This is a genomic window from Mycoavidus sp. HKI (assembly GCF_020023735.2).
GTDB lineage: Bacteria > Pseudomonadota > Gammaproteobacteria > Burkholderiales > Burkholderiaceae > Mycoavidus.
This window is the reverse complement of the sequence record NZ_CP076444.2, coordinates 1,583,227-1,603,985: the sequence shown is the minus strand read 5'-3', so window position 1 is coordinate 1,603,985 and position 20,759 is coordinate 1,583,227. Positions and strand designations below refer to the sequence as shown.

General features: G+C 47.7%; 20 protein-coding genes, 2 tRNA genes and 2 pseudogenes. 17 read left to right on the top strand and 7 right to left on the bottom strand.

The window, feature by feature from the left end:
* The first annotated feature begins 13 nt into the window (after positions 1-13).
* From rfaD to KMZ15_RS06270, 13 genes are all read left to right on the top strand, one after another.
* Entirely contained in the window at positions 14-1,006 is a 993-nt protein-coding gene (gene rfaD / locus KMZ15_RS06330; RefSeq protein ID WP_223691755.1) for an ADP-glyceromanno-heptose 6-epimerase, read from the top strand.
* Positions 1,007-1,095: 89 nt separating this feature from the next.
* Positions 1,096-1,437, top strand: coding sequence for a helix-hairpin-helix domain-containing protein (locus KMZ15_RS06325; protein WP_223691752.1), 342 nt, complete (start codon positions 1,096-1,098; stop codon positions 1,435-1,437).
* A 250-nt stretch (positions 1,438-1,687) separates the two neighbouring features.
* On the top strand, positions 1,688-1,966 hold the full coding sequence (locus KMZ15_RS06320) for a type II toxin-antitoxin system RelB/DinJ family antitoxin (protein WP_223691750.1): 279 nt from the start codon (positions 1,688-1,690) through the stop codon (positions 1,964-1,966).
* Positions 1,967-2,060: 94 nt separating this feature from the next.
* Positions 2,061-2,137 (top strand) — tRNA-Val (locus KMZ15_RS06315).
* 132 nt (positions 2,138-2,269) lie between these two features.
* Positions 2,270-4,177 (top strand): threonine--tRNA ligase, encoded by a 1,908-nt coding sequence (thrS, locus tag KMZ15_RS06310; RefSeq protein WP_223691748.1) that lies wholly within the window; start codon positions 2,270-2,272, stop codon positions 4,175-4,177.
* Positions 4,178-4,254: 77 nt separating this feature from the next.
* Positions 4,255-4,809: a translation initiation factor IF-3 gene (infC, locus tag KMZ15_RS06305; RefSeq protein ID WP_258134741.1), complete on the top strand. Its 555-nt coding sequence runs from the start codon at positions 4,255-4,257 to the stop codon at positions 4,807-4,809.
* 189 nt (positions 4,810-4,998) lie between these two features.
* Positions 4,999-5,196, top strand: coding sequence for a 50S ribosomal protein L35 (gene rpmI / locus KMZ15_RS06300; protein ID WP_223691740.1), 198 nt, complete (start codon positions 4,999-5,001; stop codon positions 5,194-5,196).
* 29 nt (positions 5,197-5,225) lie between these two features.
* Positions 5,226-5,585 carry a 50S ribosomal protein L20 gene (gene rplT, locus KMZ15_RS06295; RefSeq protein ID WP_223691738.1) on the top strand — a complete coding sequence of 120 codons (360 nt, stop codon included), beginning with the start codon at positions 5,226-5,228 and terminating at the stop codon, positions 5,583-5,585.
* 129 nt (positions 5,586-5,714) lie between these two features.
* Positions 5,715-6,728 carry a phenylalanine--tRNA ligase subunit alpha gene (pheS, locus tag KMZ15_RS06290; RefSeq protein ID WP_223691736.1) on the top strand — a complete coding sequence of 338 codons (1,014 nt, stop codon included), beginning with the start codon at positions 5,715-5,717 and terminating at the stop codon, positions 6,726-6,728.
* 40 nt (positions 6,729-6,768) lie between these two features.
* On the top strand, positions 6,769-9,198 hold the full coding sequence (pheT, locus tag KMZ15_RS06285) for a phenylalanine--tRNA ligase subunit beta (RefSeq protein WP_223691724.1): 2,430 nt from the start codon (positions 6,769-6,771) through the stop codon (positions 9,196-9,198).
* Positions 9,199-9,241: 43 nt separating this feature from the next.
* On the top strand, positions 9,242-9,637 hold the full coding sequence (locus tag KMZ15_RS06280) for an integration host factor subunit alpha (RefSeq protein WP_308710638.1): 396 nt from the start codon (positions 9,242-9,244) through the stop codon (positions 9,635-9,637).
* 30 nt (positions 9,638-9,667) lie between these two features.
* Complete coding sequence (locus KMZ15_RS06275) at positions 9,668-10,054, top strand: MerR family transcriptional regulator (protein ID WP_223691721.1); 387 nt, start codon at positions 9,668-9,670, stop codon at positions 10,052-10,054.
* Between the two features lie 74 nt (positions 10,055-10,128).
* Positions 10,129-10,205: transfer RNA gene (locus tag KMZ15_RS06270), tRNA-Pro, on the top strand.
* Positions 10,206-10,229: 24 nt separating this feature from the next.
* On the opposite strand, the pseudogene KMZ15_RS06265 reads toward KMZ15_RS06270, so the two are convergent.
* The 3 genes and pseudogenes from KMZ15_RS06265 to KMZ15_RS06255 all read right to left on the bottom strand — a co-directional run.
* Positions 10,230-10,451: pseudogene (locus KMZ15_RS06265) on the bottom strand (integrase); the annotation flags it as partial.
* Positions 10,452-10,994: 543 nt separating this feature from the next.
* Positions 10,995-11,513 (bottom strand): hypothetical protein, encoded by a 519-nt coding sequence (locus KMZ15_RS06260; RefSeq protein WP_223691712.1) that lies wholly within the window; start codon positions 11,511-11,513, stop codon positions 10,995-10,997.
* A 199-nt stretch (positions 11,514-11,712) separates the two neighbouring features.
* On the bottom strand, positions 11,713-12,561 hold the full coding sequence (locus KMZ15_RS06255) for a hypothetical protein (RefSeq protein WP_223691710.1): 849 nt from the start codon (positions 12,559-12,561) through the stop codon (positions 11,713-11,715).
* Between the two features lie 326 nt (positions 12,562-12,887).
* On the opposite strand from KMZ15_RS06255, the pseudogene KMZ15_RS06250 reads away from it, so the two are divergent.
* Positions 12,888-13,043 (top strand): annotated as a pseudogene (locus tag KMZ15_RS06250) (2-hydroxycarboxylate transporter family protein); the annotation flags it as partial.
* Between the two features lie 569 nt (positions 13,044-13,612).
* On the opposite strand, the gene KMZ15_RS06245 reads toward KMZ15_RS06250, so the two are convergent.
* From KMZ15_RS06245 to KMZ15_RS06230, 4 genes are all read right to left on the bottom strand, one after another.
* A complete protein-coding gene (locus KMZ15_RS06245; RefSeq protein ID WP_223691708.1) occupies positions 13,613-14,710 on the bottom strand; it encodes an ABC transporter substrate-binding protein in 1,098 nt (365 codons plus the stop codon).
* Between the two features lie 252 nt (positions 14,711-14,962).
* Positions 14,963-17,671: a hypothetical protein gene (locus KMZ15_RS06240; protein WP_223691705.1), complete on the bottom strand. Its 2,709-nt coding sequence runs from the start codon at positions 17,669-17,671 to the stop codon at positions 14,963-14,965.
* A 240-nt stretch (positions 17,672-17,911) separates the two neighbouring features.
* Positions 17,912-18,070, bottom strand: coding sequence for a hypothetical protein (locus KMZ15_RS06235; RefSeq protein ID WP_223691703.1), 159 nt, complete (start codon positions 18,068-18,070; stop codon positions 17,912-17,914).
* A gap of 72 nt (positions 18,071-18,142) precedes the next feature.
* Positions 18,143-18,298 carry a hypothetical protein gene (locus KMZ15_RS06230; protein WP_223691700.1) on the bottom strand — a complete coding sequence of 52 codons (156 nt, stop codon included), beginning with the start codon at positions 18,296-18,298 and terminating at the stop codon, positions 18,143-18,145.
* Between the two features lie 53 nt (positions 18,299-18,351).
* On the opposite strand from KMZ15_RS06230, the gene KMZ15_RS06225 reads away from it, so the two are divergent.
* The 3 genes from KMZ15_RS06225 to rffA all read left to right on the top strand — a co-directional run bounded on the left by KMZ15_RS06225 (position 18,352) and on the right by rffA (position 20,643).
* Entirely contained in the window at positions 18,352-18,513 is a 162-nt protein-coding gene (locus KMZ15_RS06225; protein WP_223691698.1) for a hypothetical protein, read from the top strand.
* Between the two features lie 245 nt (positions 18,514-18,758).
* Positions 18,759-19,508 carry a dTDP-4-amino-4,6-dideoxy-D-galactose acyltransferase gene (gene rffC, locus KMZ15_RS06220; RefSeq protein ID WP_223691696.1) on the top strand — a complete coding sequence of 250 codons (750 nt, stop codon included), beginning with the start codon at positions 18,759-18,761 and terminating at the stop codon, positions 19,506-19,508.
* A gap of 4 nt (positions 19,509-19,512) precedes the next feature.
* Complete coding sequence (rffA, locus tag KMZ15_RS06215; protein ID WP_223694753.1) at positions 19,513-20,643, top strand: dTDP-4-amino-4,6-dideoxygalactose transaminase; 1,131 nt, start codon at positions 19,513-19,515, stop codon at positions 20,641-20,643.
* Positions 20,644-20,759 lie beyond the last annotated feature (116 nt).

The following is a 20,759-nucleotide window of genomic DNA, read 5'->3' as shown; positions in this document are numbered from 1 at the left end:
ACGGAATATATTGATGACTCTGATTGTGACTGGTGCAGCCGGTTTTATTGGTAGTAACCTGGTAAAAGCGTTAAACGCACGTGGCGAACATAACATCATTGCGGTTGACAATCTGACGCGCGCTGAAAAATTCAAGAATTTAGTCGAGTGCGAAATCTCCGATTATCTCGATAAAGCTGAATTTATCGAACGCTTTGCGCGTGGCGCCTTTGGCAAAATACGCGCGGTCTTTCATCAAGGCGCCTGCTCGGATACGATGGCGGCTGATGGCCGCTATATGATGGAGAACAACTTTGCGTATAGCCGCTCCTTGCTAGAAATATGTGGCGCACAGCAGATTCCTTTCTTATACGCCTCATCCGCCGCGATCTATGGCGGGTCTAGCACCTTTGCTGAAACGCGTGCTTGCGAGCGCCCACTGAACGTTTATGGCTATTCGAAATTCTTATTCGATCAATTCGTCCGCCGCAAATTGCCCACGGCGCAAACGCAGATTGTTGGTTTTCGCTATTTTAATGTTTATGGGCCAAACGAAGCCCATAAAGGGCGTATGGCTTCGGTCGCGTTGCACAATTTTAATGAGTTTCGTACGCAGGGCCGGGTGAAATTATTTGGCGAATATAATGGCTATGCAGCCGGCCAACAGCAGCGTGATTTTGTCTCGGTTGAAGATGTGGTCAAGGTCAATTTGCATTTTTTTGATCATCCTCAGCAGTCGGGTATTTTTAATTTGGGCAGCGGCCAGGCACAACCCTTTAATGATATTGCGGTGAGCGTAGTCAATACCTTGCGCACGCTGGGCGGTGAAGCCGCCTTACCGCTTGCAGCACTGGTGGCGCAGGGCCTGATTGAATATATTCCTTTTCCAGATGCGCTGCGCGGCAAATACCAATGCCTGACCCAAGCTGATTTAACACAGTTGCGCAAAGCGGGCTACAACGCGCCATTTTTGAATGTCGAGCAAGGTGTAGCACGTTATGTAAATTGGCTAATTGGCCAGCTATAATTAGCCGTGTAGATGCCATACACTGGTTCTCCTGAAGCGATGCAAATGAGCAAATGTGTCGTGTTAACACCCCTTAAAGGAGAGCTAAAATGCTCAAAAATCTGCTATTTATTGTATCTGTACTGGCGCTGACCTCTACTATCGTGATTCATCCCGCGTATGCGGGAGTTGATGTCAACTCTGCTAATGCCGCAACTCTGCAAAGTATAAAAGGGATTAATTCTGTCAAAGCGGAGACCATTGTTAAAGAGCGTGATCAACATGGTGCGTATAAGGATGCGGCTGATTTAGCCGCACGCGTGAAGGGCTTAGGCCAGCGGTCAGTGGCTAAGTTCCAACAAGAGGGACTGATGATTGGCACGGCCGTAGAGCCGCCTGTTCCCGCCAAGCCGAATGTAACTACTCAGTCTCGTCCAGCCGGCAAAAAATAATACACGTTTTAAAAACGATATCTCCTTTCTGCTCCAAAGAGGCGCTGTCTTAGCGTGGGGTGGGGAGTGAAGATGGGTCGTTAAGTATCGGTGTCATAAGGATCCAATTTTTTCGATTTGTAGTTTCAGCACTCATTGCTTGGTTTGTTATAGGTTGGGCGGATCATGGCTCTTCACACAACTGACTGTGAGCCTTGCGTAATTAAATAGTTGAGATACAATGTATCTCAACTGATCAAGGGAGGCTGTAATGGCTACTACTACAATGGTTCATGTCCGCGTAGATGAACAAATGAAGGCGCAGGCCGTGGAAACGCTGGCCGCGATGGGATTATCTATATCCGATGCTATACGTGTATTTCTGATGCGCATCGTCGCAGAAAAGCAACTTCCTTTCGCACTCAAGGTGCCGAACGCAGAAACGCGTGCCGCGATGGCTGAGGCTGACGAGGTTGTGCGTACGCACCATGCGCGCTTTGCAACTGCTACCGAATTGTTCGATGATCTGGAAAAAAACAGCAGCAAGTAAGCTTTGTACGAGCCGGCACGCACGCTGAATTATTCGAATAGCAAGGCAAGGCCTTGGCTTTTATACAAAAAGCCTTTAAAATGCTTGCTTCTTTAGGCTCGTAGCTCAGCTGGTTAGAGCACCACCTTGACATGGTGGGGGTCGTTGGTTCGAGTCCAATCGAGCCTACCAACGAATGTTTTCATTTAATTGATATTAATGCGGCCTTAACCAGACGTTGTTGAGGCCGCATTTTTTTGTCCTTCTTTTTTGTATGGTTACGCCAGAGGCAGCTAGCTTCTGAATCGCGGCTAGGAGCGTTTGATGATTTCGGTACATTTACTTGACGGCTCAGTGCGGGAGTTCGAGCGCCCAGTCTCGGTGGCTGAAGTTGCGACTGCAATTAGTCCCGGGCTTGCTAAAGCTGCGCTTGGCGCGCGCCTTGATGGGCAGCTAGTCGATACTTCAGCAATCATCGAGCGTGATGCCTCGTTAGCCATTATTACTAGCCAGAATGAAGATGGCCTAGAGATCATCCGCCATTCAACCGCGCATCTGCTCGCTTATGCGGTCAAAGATTTATTTCCAGAAGCTCAGGTGACAATTGGACCGGTGATCGAAAATGGCTTTTATTATGATTTTGCTTATAGCCGCCCATTTACATTAGAGGACCTTGAGGCAATTGAAAAACGCATGCGCGAATTGGTTAAGCGCAATGAAGCCGTGTCGCGCCAGGTCATGCCGCGCGAGCAAGCGATCTGCTATTTCAATGATATCGGTGAGCATTACAAAGCTGAAATTATCGAATCCATTCCGCCGGGCGACTCCATTTCCCTGTATTCGCATGGCGGTTTTACCGACTTATGCCGTGGCCCGCATGTTCCTAATACGGGTAAATTGAAGGCTTTCAAATTACTGAAGGTGGCGGGGGCATATTGGCGGGGCGATGCGCGTAATCAGCAATTACAACGCATTTACGGCACTGCTTGGGCGAGTCAAGAGGAATTAGACGCTTATTTATATCGGCTAGAAGAAGCCGAGAAGCGTGATCATCGTAAACTCGGTAAGCAGCTTGACCTTTTTCATTTGCAAGACAATGCGCCGGGTATGGTGTTTTGGCACCCGCAGGGCTGGTCAATCTGGCAGCAGGTTGAACAATATATGCGGGCCCGACTTACCAGCGCAGGCTATCGTGAGATCCGCACGCCGCAGGTGATTGATCGGGCGCTGTGGGAGCGCTCAGGCCATTGGCAGAACTATCGCGACGGCATGTTCACGACTGAATCGGAAAAACGTGATTATGCAATCAAACCGATGAGTTGCCCGGGGCATGTCCAAGTCTTCAATCACACACTCCACTCGTACCGAGATTTGCCATTACGCTTGGCGGAATTTGGCTCATGTCATCGCAATGAACCTTCAGGTGCGTTGCATGGGTTAATGCGCGTGCGGGGGTTTGTGCAAGACGATGCGCATATTTTTTGTACCGAAGAGCAAGTGGTTGCTGAATCAATCGCCTTTCATACATTGGCGATGGATATTTATAAAAATTTTGGTTTTACGGACATTGAGGTCAAATTATCGCTGCGTCCTGAGCAGCGCGCCGGGTCTGATGAAGTTTGGCAGCGTGCAGAAGAAGGCTTGCGCCAGGCTTTATCTGCGTGCGGCCTAAACTGGCAAGAGTTGCCGGGCGAAGGCGCTTTCTACGGGCCGAAGATTGAATATCATATTAAAGATGCGTTAGGCCGCTCATGGCAATGCGGCACATTGCAACTGGATTTTGTGTTGCCGGAAAGACTGGATGCTGAATATGTGGCAGAAGATAATAGCCGCCGCCGGCCAGTCATGCTGCATCGGGCTGTATTGGGCTCGCTGGAGCGCTTTATTGGGATTTTAATTGAACATTACGCTGGCGCATTGCCAGCATGGTTGGCGCCGGTTCAGGTGATGGTGCTAAATATCGCCCAAAGTCAAGCAGCGTATGCGGGCGAGGTCGCTGAAACATTGCAAAAACAAGGCTTTAGAGTTGAGGCCGATTTGCGCAATGAAAAAATTAGCTATAAAATACGCGAACATACGTTACGGAAGATCCCTTATTTGTTGGTTGTAGGTGACCGGGAACGTGATGCTCAAACGGTTGCAGTACGCGCCCGTGGTGGCGTAGACCAAGGTGTGATACCCATTGGCGACTTTCTTGAAAGTTTACGTAATGAGGTGTCGTGCTTTAAATAATATGGTTTAAAAAGCCCGCTTTATAAAATAGGATGGCTATGCAAAGCGCTTGGTTGAGGTGAGCGCGCTAAGCATAGTTGGTTTTTTTAATTGAAAAAGGAAATAACATCGCTACAGATAAATCTTCACACCGCCTAAATAGCGGAATTACAGCGCCTGAAGTGCGTTTGATGGGTGTGGATGGCGAGGCCATTGGCATTGTGAAGCTGGCCGAAGCTTTGCGTTTAGCAGAACAAGCCGAGATCGATCTAGTCGAAATTGCGCCGCAAGCGGCGCCGCCGGTTTGCCGCTTAATGGATTATGGGAAATTTAAGTACCAAGAAGCCAAAAAAGCGCACGAGGCAAAGCTGAAACAAAAGGTTATCCAGCTTAAAGAAGTCAAATTCCGTCCGGGAACGGATGAGGGTGATTACAACGTTAAGTTGCGTAATTTGGTGCGTTTTCTTGAAGAAGGCGATAAAACCAAAATCACTTTGCGTTTTCGGGGCCGTGAAATGGCTCACCAAGAAATTGGTATGCGGATGCTTGAGCGTTTGCGTGGAGACCTTGAAGAACATGGCCAGGTCGAGCAAATGCCGAAGATGGAAGGGCGCCAGATTGTGATGGTGTTGTCGCCTAAGAAGAAAAAGTAACTGGCCTAGCTTAACGGCTATCTAGTACAAAGTTTGGGTAGTACAAAATTTTGGCCACTACGCAGAGGGTTTGCGTAGGGGCCGAAAGGTTCGGCGAGTTGATTGCCGGTATAAGTGAACAGAGGTCATATAAGGACGGCGCACATGAGCCGTACACCTATGTTTCACGTTCAAAAAACAGGAGTTTTAATGCCTAAAATGAAAACCAAGAAAAGCGCTGCCAAGCGCTTTGTGGTGCGCCCAGGAGGCACCGTTAAACGGGGCCAAGCCTTTAAGCGCCATATTCTCACCAAACAGTCGACGAAAAGTAAACGTCATCTGCGTGGCACGACCGAAGTACATGCAGCTGATGTTAGCTCTGTACGTGCAATGCTTCCATACGCTTGATCTCACACTCACATAAATAGGAGAAAACCATGCCTAGAGTTAAACGTGGGGTCACCGCGCGGGCCCGTCATAAGAAAGTCATCGATGCCGCTAAAGGATATCGTGGCCGTCGTAAAAATGTCTATCGAGTAGCCAAACAGGCTGTCATGAAAGCTGGGCAGTATGCCTATCGTGACCGTCGCAATAAAAAGCGCGTTTTTCGTGCTTTGTGGATTACCCGGATCAATGCAGCTGTGCGCGAACATGATATGACCTATAGCGTGTTCGTCAATGGCCTTAAAAAAGCAGCGATCGAGTTGGATCGTAAAGTTTTAGCCGATATGGCGGTGATGGACAAAGCCGCGTTTGCAGCGATTGTTGAGCAGGTTAGAACAGTGGTTGTAAACTAGTTTGTTACCCTAGTTTGAGAGGCCTCGCACCATCGTGTTGGGGCACTCTCTATCGCGTTAAGAATGGGGTTCTCACTGAACCCCATTTTCATTGTGGCGCTTGCATTAAAGTTATATTTTGGAAAACCGATGAATTTGGAGCAGATTGTTGCCGATGCTCGCCATGCTTTCGCACAAGCGGCAGATGCGGTTTCCCTAGAAAACGAGAAAGCCCGTTTTCTAGGGAAAGCGGGGCAGTTGACTGAACTTTTAAAAGCCCTTGGCAAGCTTGATGCGGATACTCGCAAGCTTGAGGGGGCGCGGATTAATCTGGCCAAGCAGCAGGTTGAAGAGATGCTGCGCACGCGCCGCGAGCAATTAGCGGATGAGCTGATGCAGCAGCGCCTGGCGGCGGAAGCGATTGATGTGACTTTGCCGGCAAGAGGCGCCAGTAAAGGCAGCCTGCATCCGGTGATGAATACTTGGGAGCGGGTTGAACAGATCTTTCGCTCAATTGGCTTTGATCTAGCCGACGGCCCTGAAATTGAAACGGATTGGTACAATTTCACCGCACTCAATAGCCCGCTTAACCATCCGGCACGTTCAATGCATGATACGTTTTATATCGATGCGCGCGATGCCAATGGCGAACTCTTGCTATTGCGCACGCACACCAGCCCGATGCAAGTGCGCTATGCGCAGATGAATCGCCCGCCAATCAGGGTGATTGCGGCTGGGCGGACCTATCGTGTCGATAGCGATGCAACTCACGCGCCGATGTTTAATCAGGTTGAAGGGCTTTGGATTGATGAGAACATTAGCTTTGCTGACCTGAAAGGGGTCTATACGGAATTTCTGCGGCGCTTTTTTGAGCGCGATGATTTACGTGTGCGTTTTCGCCCCTCTTACTTTCCATTTACCGAACCTTCTGCTGAAATCGATATGATGTTTGAGCACGGTAAAAATGCCGGCAAATGGCTGGAGATTTCTGGCGCGGGCCAAGTCCATCCAAATGTGATCCGTAATATGGGGTTAGCACCAGAGCGTTACACCGGCTTTGCCTTTGGCAGTGGCTTGGAGCGACTGACGATGTTACGCTATGGCGTACAAGATTTGCGGCTCTTTTTTGAAGGCGATTTGCGCTTTTTGCAGCAGTTTGCGTAACTTTCTACCTATTTATTCCCACTTTTAAGCTGAGTTTTTCATGCAATTCCCGCATTCCTGGTTAAGGGACTTTGTTGACCCACCTTTGTCGGCTGAGTTATTGGCCCATGCGCTTACTATGGCAGGGCTTGAAATTGAGGCGCTGCGTGCTGTTGCGCCACCGACTTCAAAGGTGGTGGTTGGTCAGATACGAGAAGTCACTAAACACCCTGACGCGGATCGGCTGAATGTGTGCCAAGTTGATGTTGGTACGGGCGAATTACTGAAGATTGTCTGTGGTGCGCCCAATGTTGCGGTTGGTTGTAAGGTGCCGTGCGCGTTAGTGGGGGCAGAATTGCCGGCGGCTAGCGCTGATGGCGCGCCTTTTCGGATTAAGCACAGCAAGTTGCGTGGCGTCGAAAGCCAGGGCATGCTGTGCTCAGCGCGTGAACTTAAAATTTCAGATGATGCCGTCGGTCTGCTGATTTTGCCAGCGGATACACCCGTTGGGCAAGATATTCGGCAAGCGTTGAATCTTGATGAGATGGTTTTTGACATTAAGTTAACGCCAAACCGGGCAGATTGTCTGTCGATTTTGGGCATTGCTCGGGAAGTCTCTGCGATTACTGGCGCACCTTTGAGCCGGCCTGCCTTTGCACCGATTCAAGCCAGTTTGACGGAAGTTCTGCCGGTCAAAGTGTCTGCCGCGGATCTTTGCGGGCGTTTTTCAGGGCGGGTGATGCGCCATGTGAACGCCCGTGCACAAACCCCTAAATGGATGATCGAGCGTCTTGAACGCTCCGGTCAGCGTAGTATTTCAGCATTAATCGATATTTCTAATTATGTGATGCTTGAGCTGGGCCAGCCAACACATATCTTCGATCTCGACAAACTTCAAGGCCCAATTGACGTGCGTTGGGCGCAACCCGGCGAATCACTTAAACTGCTGAACGGCAATACAGTTGAGCTGGATGAGACGGTCGGGGTGATTGCCGATCAGCAGGCAGTGCAAAGCTTGGCTGGCGTGATGGGGGGCGATCATGCTGCGGTCTCGCTTGACACCTGCAGTCTCTACCTAGAAGCTGCGTTTTGGTGGCCAGATAGTATCCGCGGGCGGGCGCGTCGCTATAATTTCACTACTGAAGCGGCACACCGTTTTGAGCGTGGTGTCGATTATGCGACTACGGTCGCTCACCTCGAATATATGACTCGCCTAATTGTCGATATTTGTGGGGGCGAAGCTGGGCCGATTGATGATCAAATGATTGCCTTACCAAAACGTGAGCCAGTCACGTTACATGCGGCACAGGCGAGCCGCATTATTGGGGTGGCGATTAGTCCAAATGAAGTCGCAGACATTTTTACGCGCCTTGATTTGCCTTTTGAACATAAAGGTGATCAATTTACCGTGATGCCTCCATCCTATCGTTTTGACCTTGAGATTGAGGCAGATCTGGTTGAGGAGGTGGCCCGTATTTATGGTTTTGAGAATATTCCTGTACGTTTGCCAGTGGCCCTCAATATCATGCGCGAGGCGAGTGAAACGCAGCGCTCAGTGCATCCAATTCGACATCAACTAGCAGCGCTGGGCTATGCGGAGACCATCAACTTTAGTTTTGTGGACGAAGCCTGGGAGCAAGATTTTGCCGGCAATGCGTCGCCGGTGCGGGTGTTAAACCCGATTGCCATTCAACTATCGGTAATGCGTAGCACGCTGCTTGGCAGCTTAGTGAATGTGCTGAGTTATAACCTAAAGCGTAAGGCTGGGCATATTCGTCTGTTTGAAATAGGGCGGGTATTCTCTCTGGACCCAGCGGTGCCAGCAGGTGATTTAACGGTGGCTGGATTAACGCAGCCGCAGTGTGTGGGGGCGTTGGCGTATGGGCCTGTTTGGCCAGAACAATGGGGAGCCGCCTCGCGCTTGGTTGATTTTTTTGATCTTAAAGGCGACCTAGTCGCTCTGTTTGCCCCGGCAACGCTGCGCTTTACGCCAGCCGAGCATCCAGCATTGCATCCAGGGCGCAGTGCGCGCATTGAGTTAGCCGGCAAACAGGTTGGCTGGATTGGTGAATTGCATCCACGCTGGTTGCAAAAATATGATTTACCGCATGCGCCTGTTCTGTTTGAAGTCGATATCAACGCATTGCGTGAGCGTACTTTGCCAACAGTGGTTGAGATTTCAAAATTTCCGCCTGTGCGGCGTGATATTGCAGTGCTCGTTAGCGATAAAATTAAGGCGCAGGAATTGCTTGATGAAATGCAAAAAGCCCGCGCTGATGAAGCCTGTAAACACGTGCAGCAAATTACAGTGTTTGATGAGTTTCGTCCTAAAGCAGAACCTGGCGTTCAGTCTTCCCAGCAAAGAAGCCTTGCGTTTCGGATAACCTTGCAAGATACTGCAGGAACCTTGCAAGATGCAACGATTGATCTAGCCATTAAAACTTTGGTTGACCGCCTGGTTCGAGTATATGATGCGCGTTTGCGCGGCTAAGAGCTTTGAGAATATGAACCCAACGGTATTGAGCGCACAGGTATTGGAGCAGCACGCAGCGTTAGAGTCAGCAAATCCACCCCAGGATTTATCTCAGAACTCGTCTACAAGCGAGGTGCCAACTCTGACCAAAGCCGAGCTCGCTGAATTTCTATTCGATCAAGTGGGTTTAAATAAGCGTGAAGCCAAAGAAATGGTGGATGCTTTTTTCGAGCTGATTGGCGACGCGCTTGAAAGAGGAGAAAGCGTCAAACTATCCGGTTTTGGCAATTTCCAATTACGTGATAAGTCGCAGCGGCCTGGGCGCAATCTCAGAACCGGGGAAACGATCCCGATTGCTGCGCGCAGGGTCGTGACTTTCCATGCCAGCCAGAAACTCAAAGAACTGGTCGAAGGCAATATGCCGGCAGTGCAAGCATCAGCTTATGCGCCGCTTTGACTTTGAGGGTGAGTTGAGGTGAACTCAGTGATGCTACAAAAAATTACCTTGCTGCCAATTCCTGCAAAACGCTACTTTACGATTGGTGAAGTGAGTGAGCTTTGTGCTGTAAAGCCCCATGTCTTGCGTTATTGGGAGCAAGAATTCACTCAGCTTAGTCCAGTCAAACGGCGCGGCAACCGTCGTTATTATCAGCACCATGAAGTTCTTTTGATCCGCCGCATTCGAGAGCTTCTATATGAACAAGGTTTCACCATCAATGGTGCGCGCAACCGCTTAGATTCATATCAGGCACTCGCCCATACCAGCAGCGTAACGAGTGCGTCTGAACCACCTCCCCAGGCCGATGTACCCGCGCTTGACGTCAGCCGGTTGCGTGACGATATTGAGCGCGTAATTAAAATCTTGCAAAAATAATTGGCCTAAATAGCTTTGTTTTATGCAAGAAGTGTCAAAGCGCATTTTTGCTCTGCTATAATTTCTCGCTTGTTCGGGGCGTAGCGCAGCTTGGTAGCGTACTTGCATGGGGTGCAAGGGGTCGGAGGTTCGAATCCTCTCGCCCCGACCAGAAATTTTCTTAAAAAACAGTGACTTATAAGCCTAGACTGCTTTTCCTGGGACAAATTTGGGGCAAATTTGCGATAAGGTTAGATTCAAACCGCGCCATTTCCAGATCGTTCTGAGCACCGTCTAGCCATTTGGAATAGGTACTCAGGAAAAATTCTATGCTGTGGCCTAACTGCCGCGCGCAGAAAGCGGGAGTCATGCTAGCCATGAGCATCATCGTGGCGTAGGTGTGCCGCATGTTGTAGGGACTCTAGTGCGTGGCTGTTCAGTAGCACGTTGCGCGCTATGTTGGTCTTGGTACTGCTTTTCTGTTTGCCCATCAGAGATGGAGTAGGAACTGGCTGTATGAAACACTGAAGCTATTCAACGGCTATAAGGTCCACAGTAGGTTACCGAAAGGACTCTCAGCATGATAAGTCCCATAAACCTTAACGTGAAGCAAACAGGAAAGCCGGGTGCGGGAAAACCGCAAGCCCTGGTTTGGCGTGGCGAGGGCTGGAAACGTGACCATGGTAGCCGGGCTGAGGGCCACTGCGAAAGCAGTGGAAATGCCACCGGAGCCTAAGTGCGCGCGCCAGTCTTCGACCCTACTGACATGCTTGGACTGCTTTCGTAGAAACTGAGGGCTTGCTTGTCTATGCTCACTTTGCTGTTAATCTACTCAGAATCGCTTATCCCGAATGGATGTTAGTGATAGTAAGTGTGCCCTAAGCAAGTTGCTATTTGTGAGAATGGCAAGGGACAGGCAGGGGTGGAAATGAGTGCCACACCCGTACACAACCTATTATAATTAACTAAATTTTTTTACAAGCTCATACATGAGTTTTGTAGCTATCAGTAAATCCGATTTAAATTTAATTTCTTCCTTTAGGTATTCTTGTTCAGATACAAGACTCAGATTATGTTGACGTGCTGCATTATATGCAATAATTTCTTTAAACTTTTTATCAAGCGATTCCGTATTAACTTGGGTTTTTTCAACTACTTTACTTAATCCTTCCAGAAATTCTAATATATTATTTTCAGTTCCTGGTGTTGTCGATGCCGTTTCATTAATCTCTGATTTTAATTGTAGCGTATCTTTTAAGATTTGATTGAGAACGCTTTCCCAATCTTCCCTATACAATCCACATTTAAATACCGTTATTAAACGTTTATTCAGCAAGATAAACTTACCATAAAATTCTCCTAAAGGCTTAGGAAGAGATTTTTTTAAGTCGCATGCTATATTTCCTAAAGGATCTTCGTTGCCATCTGCCACATAAGAATCAACGGTCACTTTTTCTAGGTCATCTGTAATTTCTGCCAAGGATTTTATTTTTTTCTTATTATCTCCTAGCGTAATCGGCTTCTGGGAAAAACTGATATGATCGCCATCCTGATTATCGCCGCCACAGCTTATAAGGGAGATACTAAATAATAGTATTGAAATGAAAATAGGCCGCATTATCGTTTTAATAGGAGTTTAAACTTTCCATTATTACCAAAGTAATAATGGAAAAGATGAATTAGGCAAAATTTGCCTGAGGAACGTGATAATCATAATCTTCATTATTATCACCATAATGATCATCTGATTGAGTGCTATTATTTTCCTCTGTCATAGCCTCCAAAATTCTAGCCTCTAAAAATTCTAACTGCTCCCTAAGATTCTGATTTTCGGCTACAAGTTCTTGGTTATCTCGGCGAACCGCTTCACGGTCCTCAATAAGCTCCGCATTTATTTGAAGGACTTCTTCATTATGTTGCAAGATCTCTTCATTATTTTGGAGTTGCCCTACATTGTCCCCTAGCATACCCACCAATCTATCTGCTTCACCTAAAAACCTTATATGATCTGTTTCGGCTGGTGGGGTTTCTGTTATGGCTTCATTTATATCTCCTTGCAATTGCACTACGTCTGCAGCCACTTCATTCAGAGTTTCTTGATAAGCCTGCCTATCGTCTATGTTGGCTCCCATAGATGATTTACGCTCGACTATATGTATCAATCGCTCCATGATCAAAACGGTTCTACTTGCAATACCTCCTAAAGGTCTTACTAACGCTCTTTCCAAATCACGGGCAATCTCCCCCAATGGCCTTATCGTTGCTTTTTCTATGCCACGCGCAACTTCTCCTAATGGCCTTATTGTCACTTTCTCTAATTCACGCGCAATCTCGCCTAAAGGTCTAATCGTCACCTTCTCTACGCCACGCGCGACTTCTCCTAATGGCCTTATCGTCACCTTCTCTACACCGCGTGCGACTTCCCCTAAGGGCCTTATCGTCACTTTCTCTACTTCCCGCGCCACTTCCCCCAAAGGTCTTATTGTTACTTTCTCTACTTCACGAAGAACACTTTCTACGGCACCCATTGCTATCTCCTTGAACTGAAAAATAACTAAAACAAATCCCAATTTGAATGAATTAACCAATAGCTATGAACTAATATACCTCCAATGATTTATATCTCAAAAAAGAGAAAATATAACTATAGGATAAGGCGATTATTCTTCTTCTAAGATAGTTATAAATTCAGGTTAGGTGACGGAAACGGCAAAATCAAGTCATTTAAACCTATATTCCGCTACCCCTCATCTAAAAATTAGAAATGACAACTTTATGCCAGCCTCTGCCCGGAAACCATTATGGTGTATAGGTTTGGTTCTAGTCCTGCGCACATCGTAGCGCATGGCCGCCTAATGCCTGCTACAGCGGTATGGGTGGTATTGGTGACGTGGCGATATTGTCTGCAGCCTACCTCCTAGAATTGATGCCGTTTGCACAAATAGCGGCTCGCCTAGGGGGAGCACTCACTATTACTGCAGCTATTCTCTTGCTTGGGATGATTTCGTAGAGACTGAGGGCCTACTTGTCTAGGCTCAAATTCATTGATTTTTCTCCCCCTATCTTTCAACGAATTTTTCCTAAATTTCCTATTTAAATGGCGATGCAACCTATTTTGCTTTCTAGCTGCCGATGACCAACAAGAGATAGACAAACTCCGCGCGCTTCAGGCTACGTGCACACAGTGCGACCAGAAACCGCTGGTTATCAGTGAGCACGATCAAGCGTCATAGCTTGGGACAAATGAGGGGAATCGAGGGAACTATACGGGCGTAAAGCCTTGCAAAATCAAGGCATTGAATCCCTAGAATTCCCCGTATTCCCCTATATAGTGGGTCGAATCCTCTCGCCCCGACCAATAAAATCAATGGGTTACAGATTCACGTCTGAAACCCATTGTTGTTTTCCGGCTTACGTTATCGTCTAGTTACCGGAATGGTAACTTTGTGTCGCTATTCTATAAATCATTTTAATGGCCAATTGCTCTAAATGAATAGACGAGTGAGCTAGCGCCAAGCGCTGAGCTACGCTAGTAGTTTGGGGATGCCCCACATCGATGGGAGCTAAAAATCAAAGTATTTATGCATTTACTGACCCTAGCTTCCATTCATTGAAACGATCGAAGACTATATTTTGATGCTCAAGCCAGTATGAAGCATCGATAAATAAGCCTTTCTTGAGGTTATCCGGATAAGTTGGTAGAAGCTTGGTCTGCTTTTTATCAATGTATTTGAAAGCGTCAGTATGTGTTGGGCCAATCGCATACGGCGCAAGCTTTGCCTGTCGCTTCGGATCTGAAGCGAATTTAATAAACTCGCGGCACGCATTAGCCTTAGGGGTTCCCTTAAGAATCGTCCAATTCTCATAGGCATAGATATGCTGGTCCCATGAAAACGCTAATGGTTTACCGTCTTTGATTGCTTTCTGAACCTTAGAAATAAAGGCTGACATCAAATCCGCTTCACCCGAGTTTAAGAAGTGTTCGCTCTGTGCTCCCGTTGTCCACCAAACAGGAATATAAGGTTCAATCTTACTGAGACTTTCTAACGCCTTGTTAAGGTCACAAGGATAAATTTTATCTAGTGATACACCAGCGGCCATCAGCGCTATTTCGATGGTTTCAAAGGGGAGATTGCGTAGGCTGCGGCGACCAGGAAAGTTATTTACGTCCCCAAAATCCTGCCATGATTGCGGGGAGCGACAATTCTTAAAAACATCTGTTCGATACGTCAGCACAGTGGTGTATACATTTGTCCCAACGCCATAAGGCGATAAAAATTGGGGCGCAATTCCCGAGATGATCGGATCGTGCTTAAGTCTATGCTCTTCCAGGTAAATGTTGTTGCCAGTTGTCAGAAGCAAGACGGATCTATGGTTCAGGTTTGCAATATCCCACGAGTAATTACTTTGTTCGACCATCATCCGAATTTGTGCGATGGGTTCTGGTTTAGATAAAGCGCCGATAACTTTAATGCCGGTCTTGTGCTCGAAAGGGTCATAGAACACCTCTCTATATAGCTCAGAGATAAGTCCCCCCGGGTCTCGAACAACGATTTGTTCCTTCGGAGTTGTTCTAGAGCGAGTCCAAACGAAAGGCGCGTAGACGGCAGCACCTACAGCCAACAGCTTGATTATGTTACGGCGGCCCGGGCTTTTAGGCTGATTTTCATTATCCATGTTAATAATGATCTCAAGGCGTCAACGAAGGGGAAAGTAGCGTGTTTTGCGTTAGTTTATCCGAGAAAATAGACAATTTAGCCACGACTACTTCGTGGGACGACCTGAGGGCCTACTTGTTTAGGCCAAAATTCCTTGATTTGTGCGATTTACAGACATCATTTCAATTTTTTGCAAGCGAATTTGAGATCTATATTTCCATATCAGTTCAATTCTAATAACTGTGCTGACTATGTCTGTAAATCACACAGGTTATAGTTGCTGCTGATAAACGGGACTACCATCTGGCAACCTAATTTCGGTTAGACACTCGCGAAACCCACGCTCGCCCACTTTCAGCAACGTATCATAGAGCGTGTAACTCATCTGCGAGCGTGGGCTGGCTTTATGCCTTCCGTAGTTTTTTACATCCCAGCCTTCTGCTCTTGCGCGATCAACCATTGTTTGCAGGCGCGTCACAATAGAATTAGCGGCCTGCAGCTTTGAGACTCCTCCCCTTACAAAGTAGTCAGCGGCATTTCTAGTGCTCATCCAAATAAGACTATGCGCTTGCGCCACAGAGTGATCGCGTAAGACGTTTGCTATAGTAAGTCGAGTCTTCTCACCTTGGGGAGCTTTCATTCTGCGTTCATCGGCACAATGCGCCATATACGTGAGGCACTCAGATATGGCGAACCCAAAGATAACAGATGGCGCCTCCCTGAACCAGCGGTCTGGCCATTGGCCGGATGCTGCAACGCCTTCTATCTGCTTGACGAAATCAAGCGTTTCGGGACGTATAGCCCACCGAATGCGGTCAAATAAATAAACTACCTCATTGTTACTCACTAAGAAGGCATCATCTGAGGTATCGGGAGAAATCGAAATCAACCCATTTCCCATCAGCCCGAAAATACCTTCGTAGTAGTATGAGCTAGGTGCAAGAGGAGTCTCCGATGCTTCAAAAGGTTCCAGAGAAAGGTCTTGCTCTAAATCTCCGCACACACGAAAGAGGCTAATAAGAGTCAGCGCTTCTTCAAACCCCAATTCGGAGAGCGCTGACACTTGCACTGAGCGTGGGTATATTGACAGCTTTTCTAAAATTATCGATTTCTTGACAACCACCGGGTCGGCAGCCAATTTTCTACGAGTTGCCGTGATGTTTTCGGCTAGGGTCTCAAGTGTCTGGAGTCGCTGGTCATCCGCTAGGGTCGACTGTTCTGCAACCAGTTGTTCCAGTAGGAATATATCAGCATCAGAACGTTGAGCTAACGCGATTAGAAGCAAATTATTAGCAGCTGCGTCCGGCATATTGGGAGCGAGTGACCAATACGATTCTTTCGCGACATCGAAATTCCCTAGAAAATGGTTCGCAAGTCCGTAATCAAAACCGATGTCGAACTCTCCTCGCCCCTTCAAATCACTTAGCAAGGACAACATCTCTTTATGTAGCTCGTGCTCAAGCAGTGGCTGCCGGATTACCTTTTCATAGAAGCAAACAGCAGCCTCCAAGTCCACTTGGTTCGATAATTGTTTGACAGCGTTGCGAAAGCCTTTTGTAAAATCGCGCACATGCTTAAGCTTTGCGCCATCGATTGCACCTAAATGAATCGAATCGCCGATCCATTCTTTTTCGGATTCTCGGAAAACCTCGAAACGGGTCAATGCCGCCCCCGCTGCAACCCATTCTCCGCGCTGCCGAGCCACTTCATATAAGGCTTCCGCGAGGATAGGGTGCGCTAGTTCCTGTGCGGCAAGATCAACCTGTTCAGCACCGGTAGAAGTAAACTCTCCCTTCTGATTGCGTTCAAAATTAGCCCAGATTAAGCGCAAGAAGCCCCGCATTTCAACTGTAGCAGCCAAATTCAGCACTTTGTCACGATGAGATAGCAAATCAAAATACGGCTCATAGGTGATTATTTCGCCTCCTATCCAGAATGGTTGCGACGTCTCAACCACAAGACTACATCCGGAAAAGCGCCACTCTTCGGGTATCCGCTTGATATTTTTTTCAAAATCAACGAGCCGTTGTTGGATCAAGCTGTCGTCGTTCATTGAAAGAGCTACAGCCACTTTGCCTCTACTAGCGAGTGCAACGATCCCCCAATCGTATCGCTCAGGACCTGCACCACAAATGAGTTCGGGGCCCTGCTCCTCAACCTCAGAATAAAGTTGATCCGCAGCATTTAAGTTTCCTGCTTTAAACTGTTCCTCCGCTATCGTCAACGATAACCAACGATTGTTTTGCGGGCTCGCTCTATTACGCAAGATGGTTAGCAGTCTATCTACAGTTACAGTATCAGCCCGAGCACGAAGAGCCACCGTACAGGCAAGCCAAATGAAAGATGAGTCCGAATTGGCATCGATAGCCTTGATCAGATGATTACTGACATTTCCAAGTGGTTCAAAGGAATATACGAGAGCAAGGCGAGCATACGCTGAAAGTACCCACTGAGAGTTTGGATAAACCGAAATCGCTTGCGTAAGCCAGAGCGCACGCTGCTCCACATCCTCGTCTCCTGAGTCATATAAAATATCCAAAAGCCGAAAGGCCATGAGCGGAGCTTGAGCAATATTAGATAAGGCAATGGTCAATGACTGTTTGACTTGTGGCTTAACCTCATCCGGCACCCACGATTTGCCGTCCAGCAAGCAACAAATGCGGAGGCAATGTGCTATGGGTGATTGCTTTTGAGGTCCACTTAGTAACATGGACAGCGCTCGTGAAAACTTGTCGAGTTGGAACAGACAATAGGCCAACTTTTCTTGGGTTCGCCATGTTGTATGCCGCATACCCTCATACGTATGGATTGCCTCTGCCCACTGCTCGTCGTTCACGAACATGTCGGCGCGAAGCTCTAAGCGATCATCAGCATTTATTTTCGCTACCACGTCTTCCGGTGCCCGTAAGCTACCGGTCTGTGCTGCAAGCAACTGGGATAATGTGAGTAATTCAAACTTTCTTTTGACCTTCTTTTTCATTACAGTATTTTCTGATTACTCGGCAATTAGGCCTGGATCCTAAATCTGCTTATCACAACCCTAGCTCGGGTTAAGTAAAAGCAGAGCCCTGAGGAAGATTTTGATAGACAGGAGATGAAGATTGAGTATGTTAAGGAAAGAGACCTACCGGTGACAAGCTGGATACATGTATTTTTTGTCGACTCTCATATCCAACTCATGCGCTCAAAAGACGCCATCCCCATATCTAACGATGAGATATTACATAAGCGCTAAAATTTTATCGTCAGAAAGCTTGGTCACTTGCTTGATAAAATCAAGCGCCACACCTTCAGCCAACATATTTCTAGCTATTTCAAGCGTAGCTTCTTGCAAGCCTTTTTGATGTCCTTCCTCAATCCAAGATTGTGCAATCGACATAATGTCCTCCTGATAATGTGGTGCATGGTTAATCCCAAATTGGACAAACTCCTGTTTATCCATTCCTCGAACTTATTTTGCTAGATAATATAGTAACAATCTTATTTTTTCAAGCGCTAATGGATAGCGCTCAAAGAGTTCAAATACCTTAGGCGCGAGTTGCGGAAAATCCCAAGTGTAGATGTATTTTTTCGCTAATTTCATTACCGCACAAAGCTTATGCGTCATCAATACATCATCCGGTATTGCCGATAGCGCAATCAGTTGGATGGATTTTGTTAGTGCAAATATTTCTTGTGCTATTAGAAAATAAGTGTGAAGTGTTATTAGAGTGGACCTCGCACCAAGCAGCGCTGACAGCAACAGGAGCCCATATAGAAGGCGCAGTAGGATTAAGTGAAATGAATGCGCGCCTGCTCAGAGAGCACGGCGCAGATGCCTAGCTAAGGACGAGCGCGTAAGCGCATTTAAGGGCATGATAAGTATCTGCAGTCTAAGTTTTGGGTTCCGCTTAAGGCAGCTTATTCAAAATTCAATCAGTGACGCTGTTGCAGCCCCTTGCTTGCCTTTCTCAGATAATTTTGCGCTAGAATAAAGCGTCTCGGAGTCGGGGGGCTTTGGAACGAACGCTAGCTATGTCGCGTTCGTAGAGAACGGGTAAAAAAATTCTAATCAGGGGAGCGTTGCAGTGCAATTAGATCGCATCATTGAACCACAACGCGCACCTGCACAATGCAATCAAGAGCACCCGTTGCGCGCCCAACTTGAGCCGCTCGTATGGGAAAGTGAATTTTTCGCTCGCAAGTGTGCTAGGTTTGTTTTTGATAGTCAAGGCGTGCCGCCAGCGCAAATAGTGTTTACAAACTTCGATATTGTACAAAGCAAGATTCTAGCTAATCGACTCGACTTATTGGATCAGCTGGTTAAGCTTGGTTTCCAATTTATCGAAGGTGAGGCTGATTTCAGCTTACCGATTAACGCGTTAGCCGATAAGCAAAATTATCGTATTGCCTCTGAACCGGATATCTTGGCTATACGTGCTGTCGCCAAAGGGCTATTTTCTGCTAGCCGCTTTCGTGCGCCTTGGTACACGGAGGAGGAGCGTGATCGCTTCTACCAAGTCTGGGCAGAAAAGGCGGTGCGCGGTCTCTTCGATCATGCATGCCTGGTGATTGAAGACACAAGCGGCATTCATGGTTTTGTCACTGTGCGCAAGTTGACGCACGATGCAGCCCGTATTGGCTTGTTAGCTATCCGCCCCGATTTGACTGGCCGCGGCTTAGGTAAAGTATTAATCAAGGCTGCGCGGCACTGGTGTGCGGCGCTCAATGTCAAGCAGTTGAGCGTGGCAACTCAAACCAGCAATCTGAGTGCGATGAGCCTTTATATTGCTAGTGGCGCTCAGCTGGCCGGAATTTCCTATTGGCTATATAAGTGAGATGATGATTCCATTTAATACCCCGGCTCTGGTCGGCACTGAATTAGGCCATATCCAATCTGCGTTAGCCAGCAATGTGCTAAATGGTGATGGTAACTTTACGCAACGCTGCCAACAGTGGTTTGAACAGTATACTAACAGCCACAAAGTGCTACTGACCCCCTCTTGTACGGCAGCGCTGGAAATGGCGGCTATCTTGCTCGATATTCAGCCAGGCGACGAAGTGGTGATGCCCAGTTTTACGTTTGTCTCCACCGCGAATGCTTTTGTGCTGCGTGGCGCCAAAATTGTCTTTGTTGATGTGCGCCCTGACACCATGAATATAGACGAGACCCGGATTGAAGCGGCACTCACCAGCAGAACTCGAGCTATCGTTCCAATTCACTATGCAGGCGTTGCTTGTGAGATGGATGCCATTATGGCGCTTGCTGACAAACATCAGCTGTGGGTAGTAGAAGACGCCGCACAAGGGGTAGCTGCCACTTATAAAGGTCGTGCGCTGGGGAGTATCGGCCACATTGGTTGTTACAGTTTTCACGAAACCAAGAACTTTACCGCGGGTGGGGAAGGTGGCGCTATCTTGATCAACCAGGCTGAACAGGTCGAACGGGCGGAAATTATTCGTCAAAAAGGGACAAATCGCAACCAATTCCTGCGTGGTCAGACGGATAAATATACGTGGCGAGACATCGGTTCTAGCTATCTGATGTCTGATTTACAGGCAGCCTATCTGTGGGCGCAGCTAGAGGCAGTCGAGCAGATCAACGCGCGCCGTCTTGAACTGTGGCACGGCTATTTTCAGGCATTTCAGTCTTTGGCGCAGCAAGGGCGCATTGAACTGCCTGTGATTGCGCCAGACTGCGACCACAACGCACATATGTTTTATCTCAAACTGCGTGACATCAAAGATCGTAATGCTTTTATTAGCGCGATGCGCGACGCTGGTATTCTGGCTGTTTTTCACTACGTTCCACTGCATAGCTCTCCTGCGGGGCAGAAGTTTGGTGTCTTCCACGGTGATGACAGATACACGACCAAAGAGAGTGAGCGTTTAGTGCGGCTGCCGCTTTTCTATAACATGACAGATATGACCCACCGCACTGTGATAAACGCTGTGACCCGCTACTTTGCCTGAAGCATCCTTGATGCGCCTGCGTATCTCGTAAGAACTCCATGAACCCCAGACTTGGCGCTTGGGAGAGAAGAAGGCATACTGGACTCCTCTAGATTAAACAGAAGCGATGGAGTGAA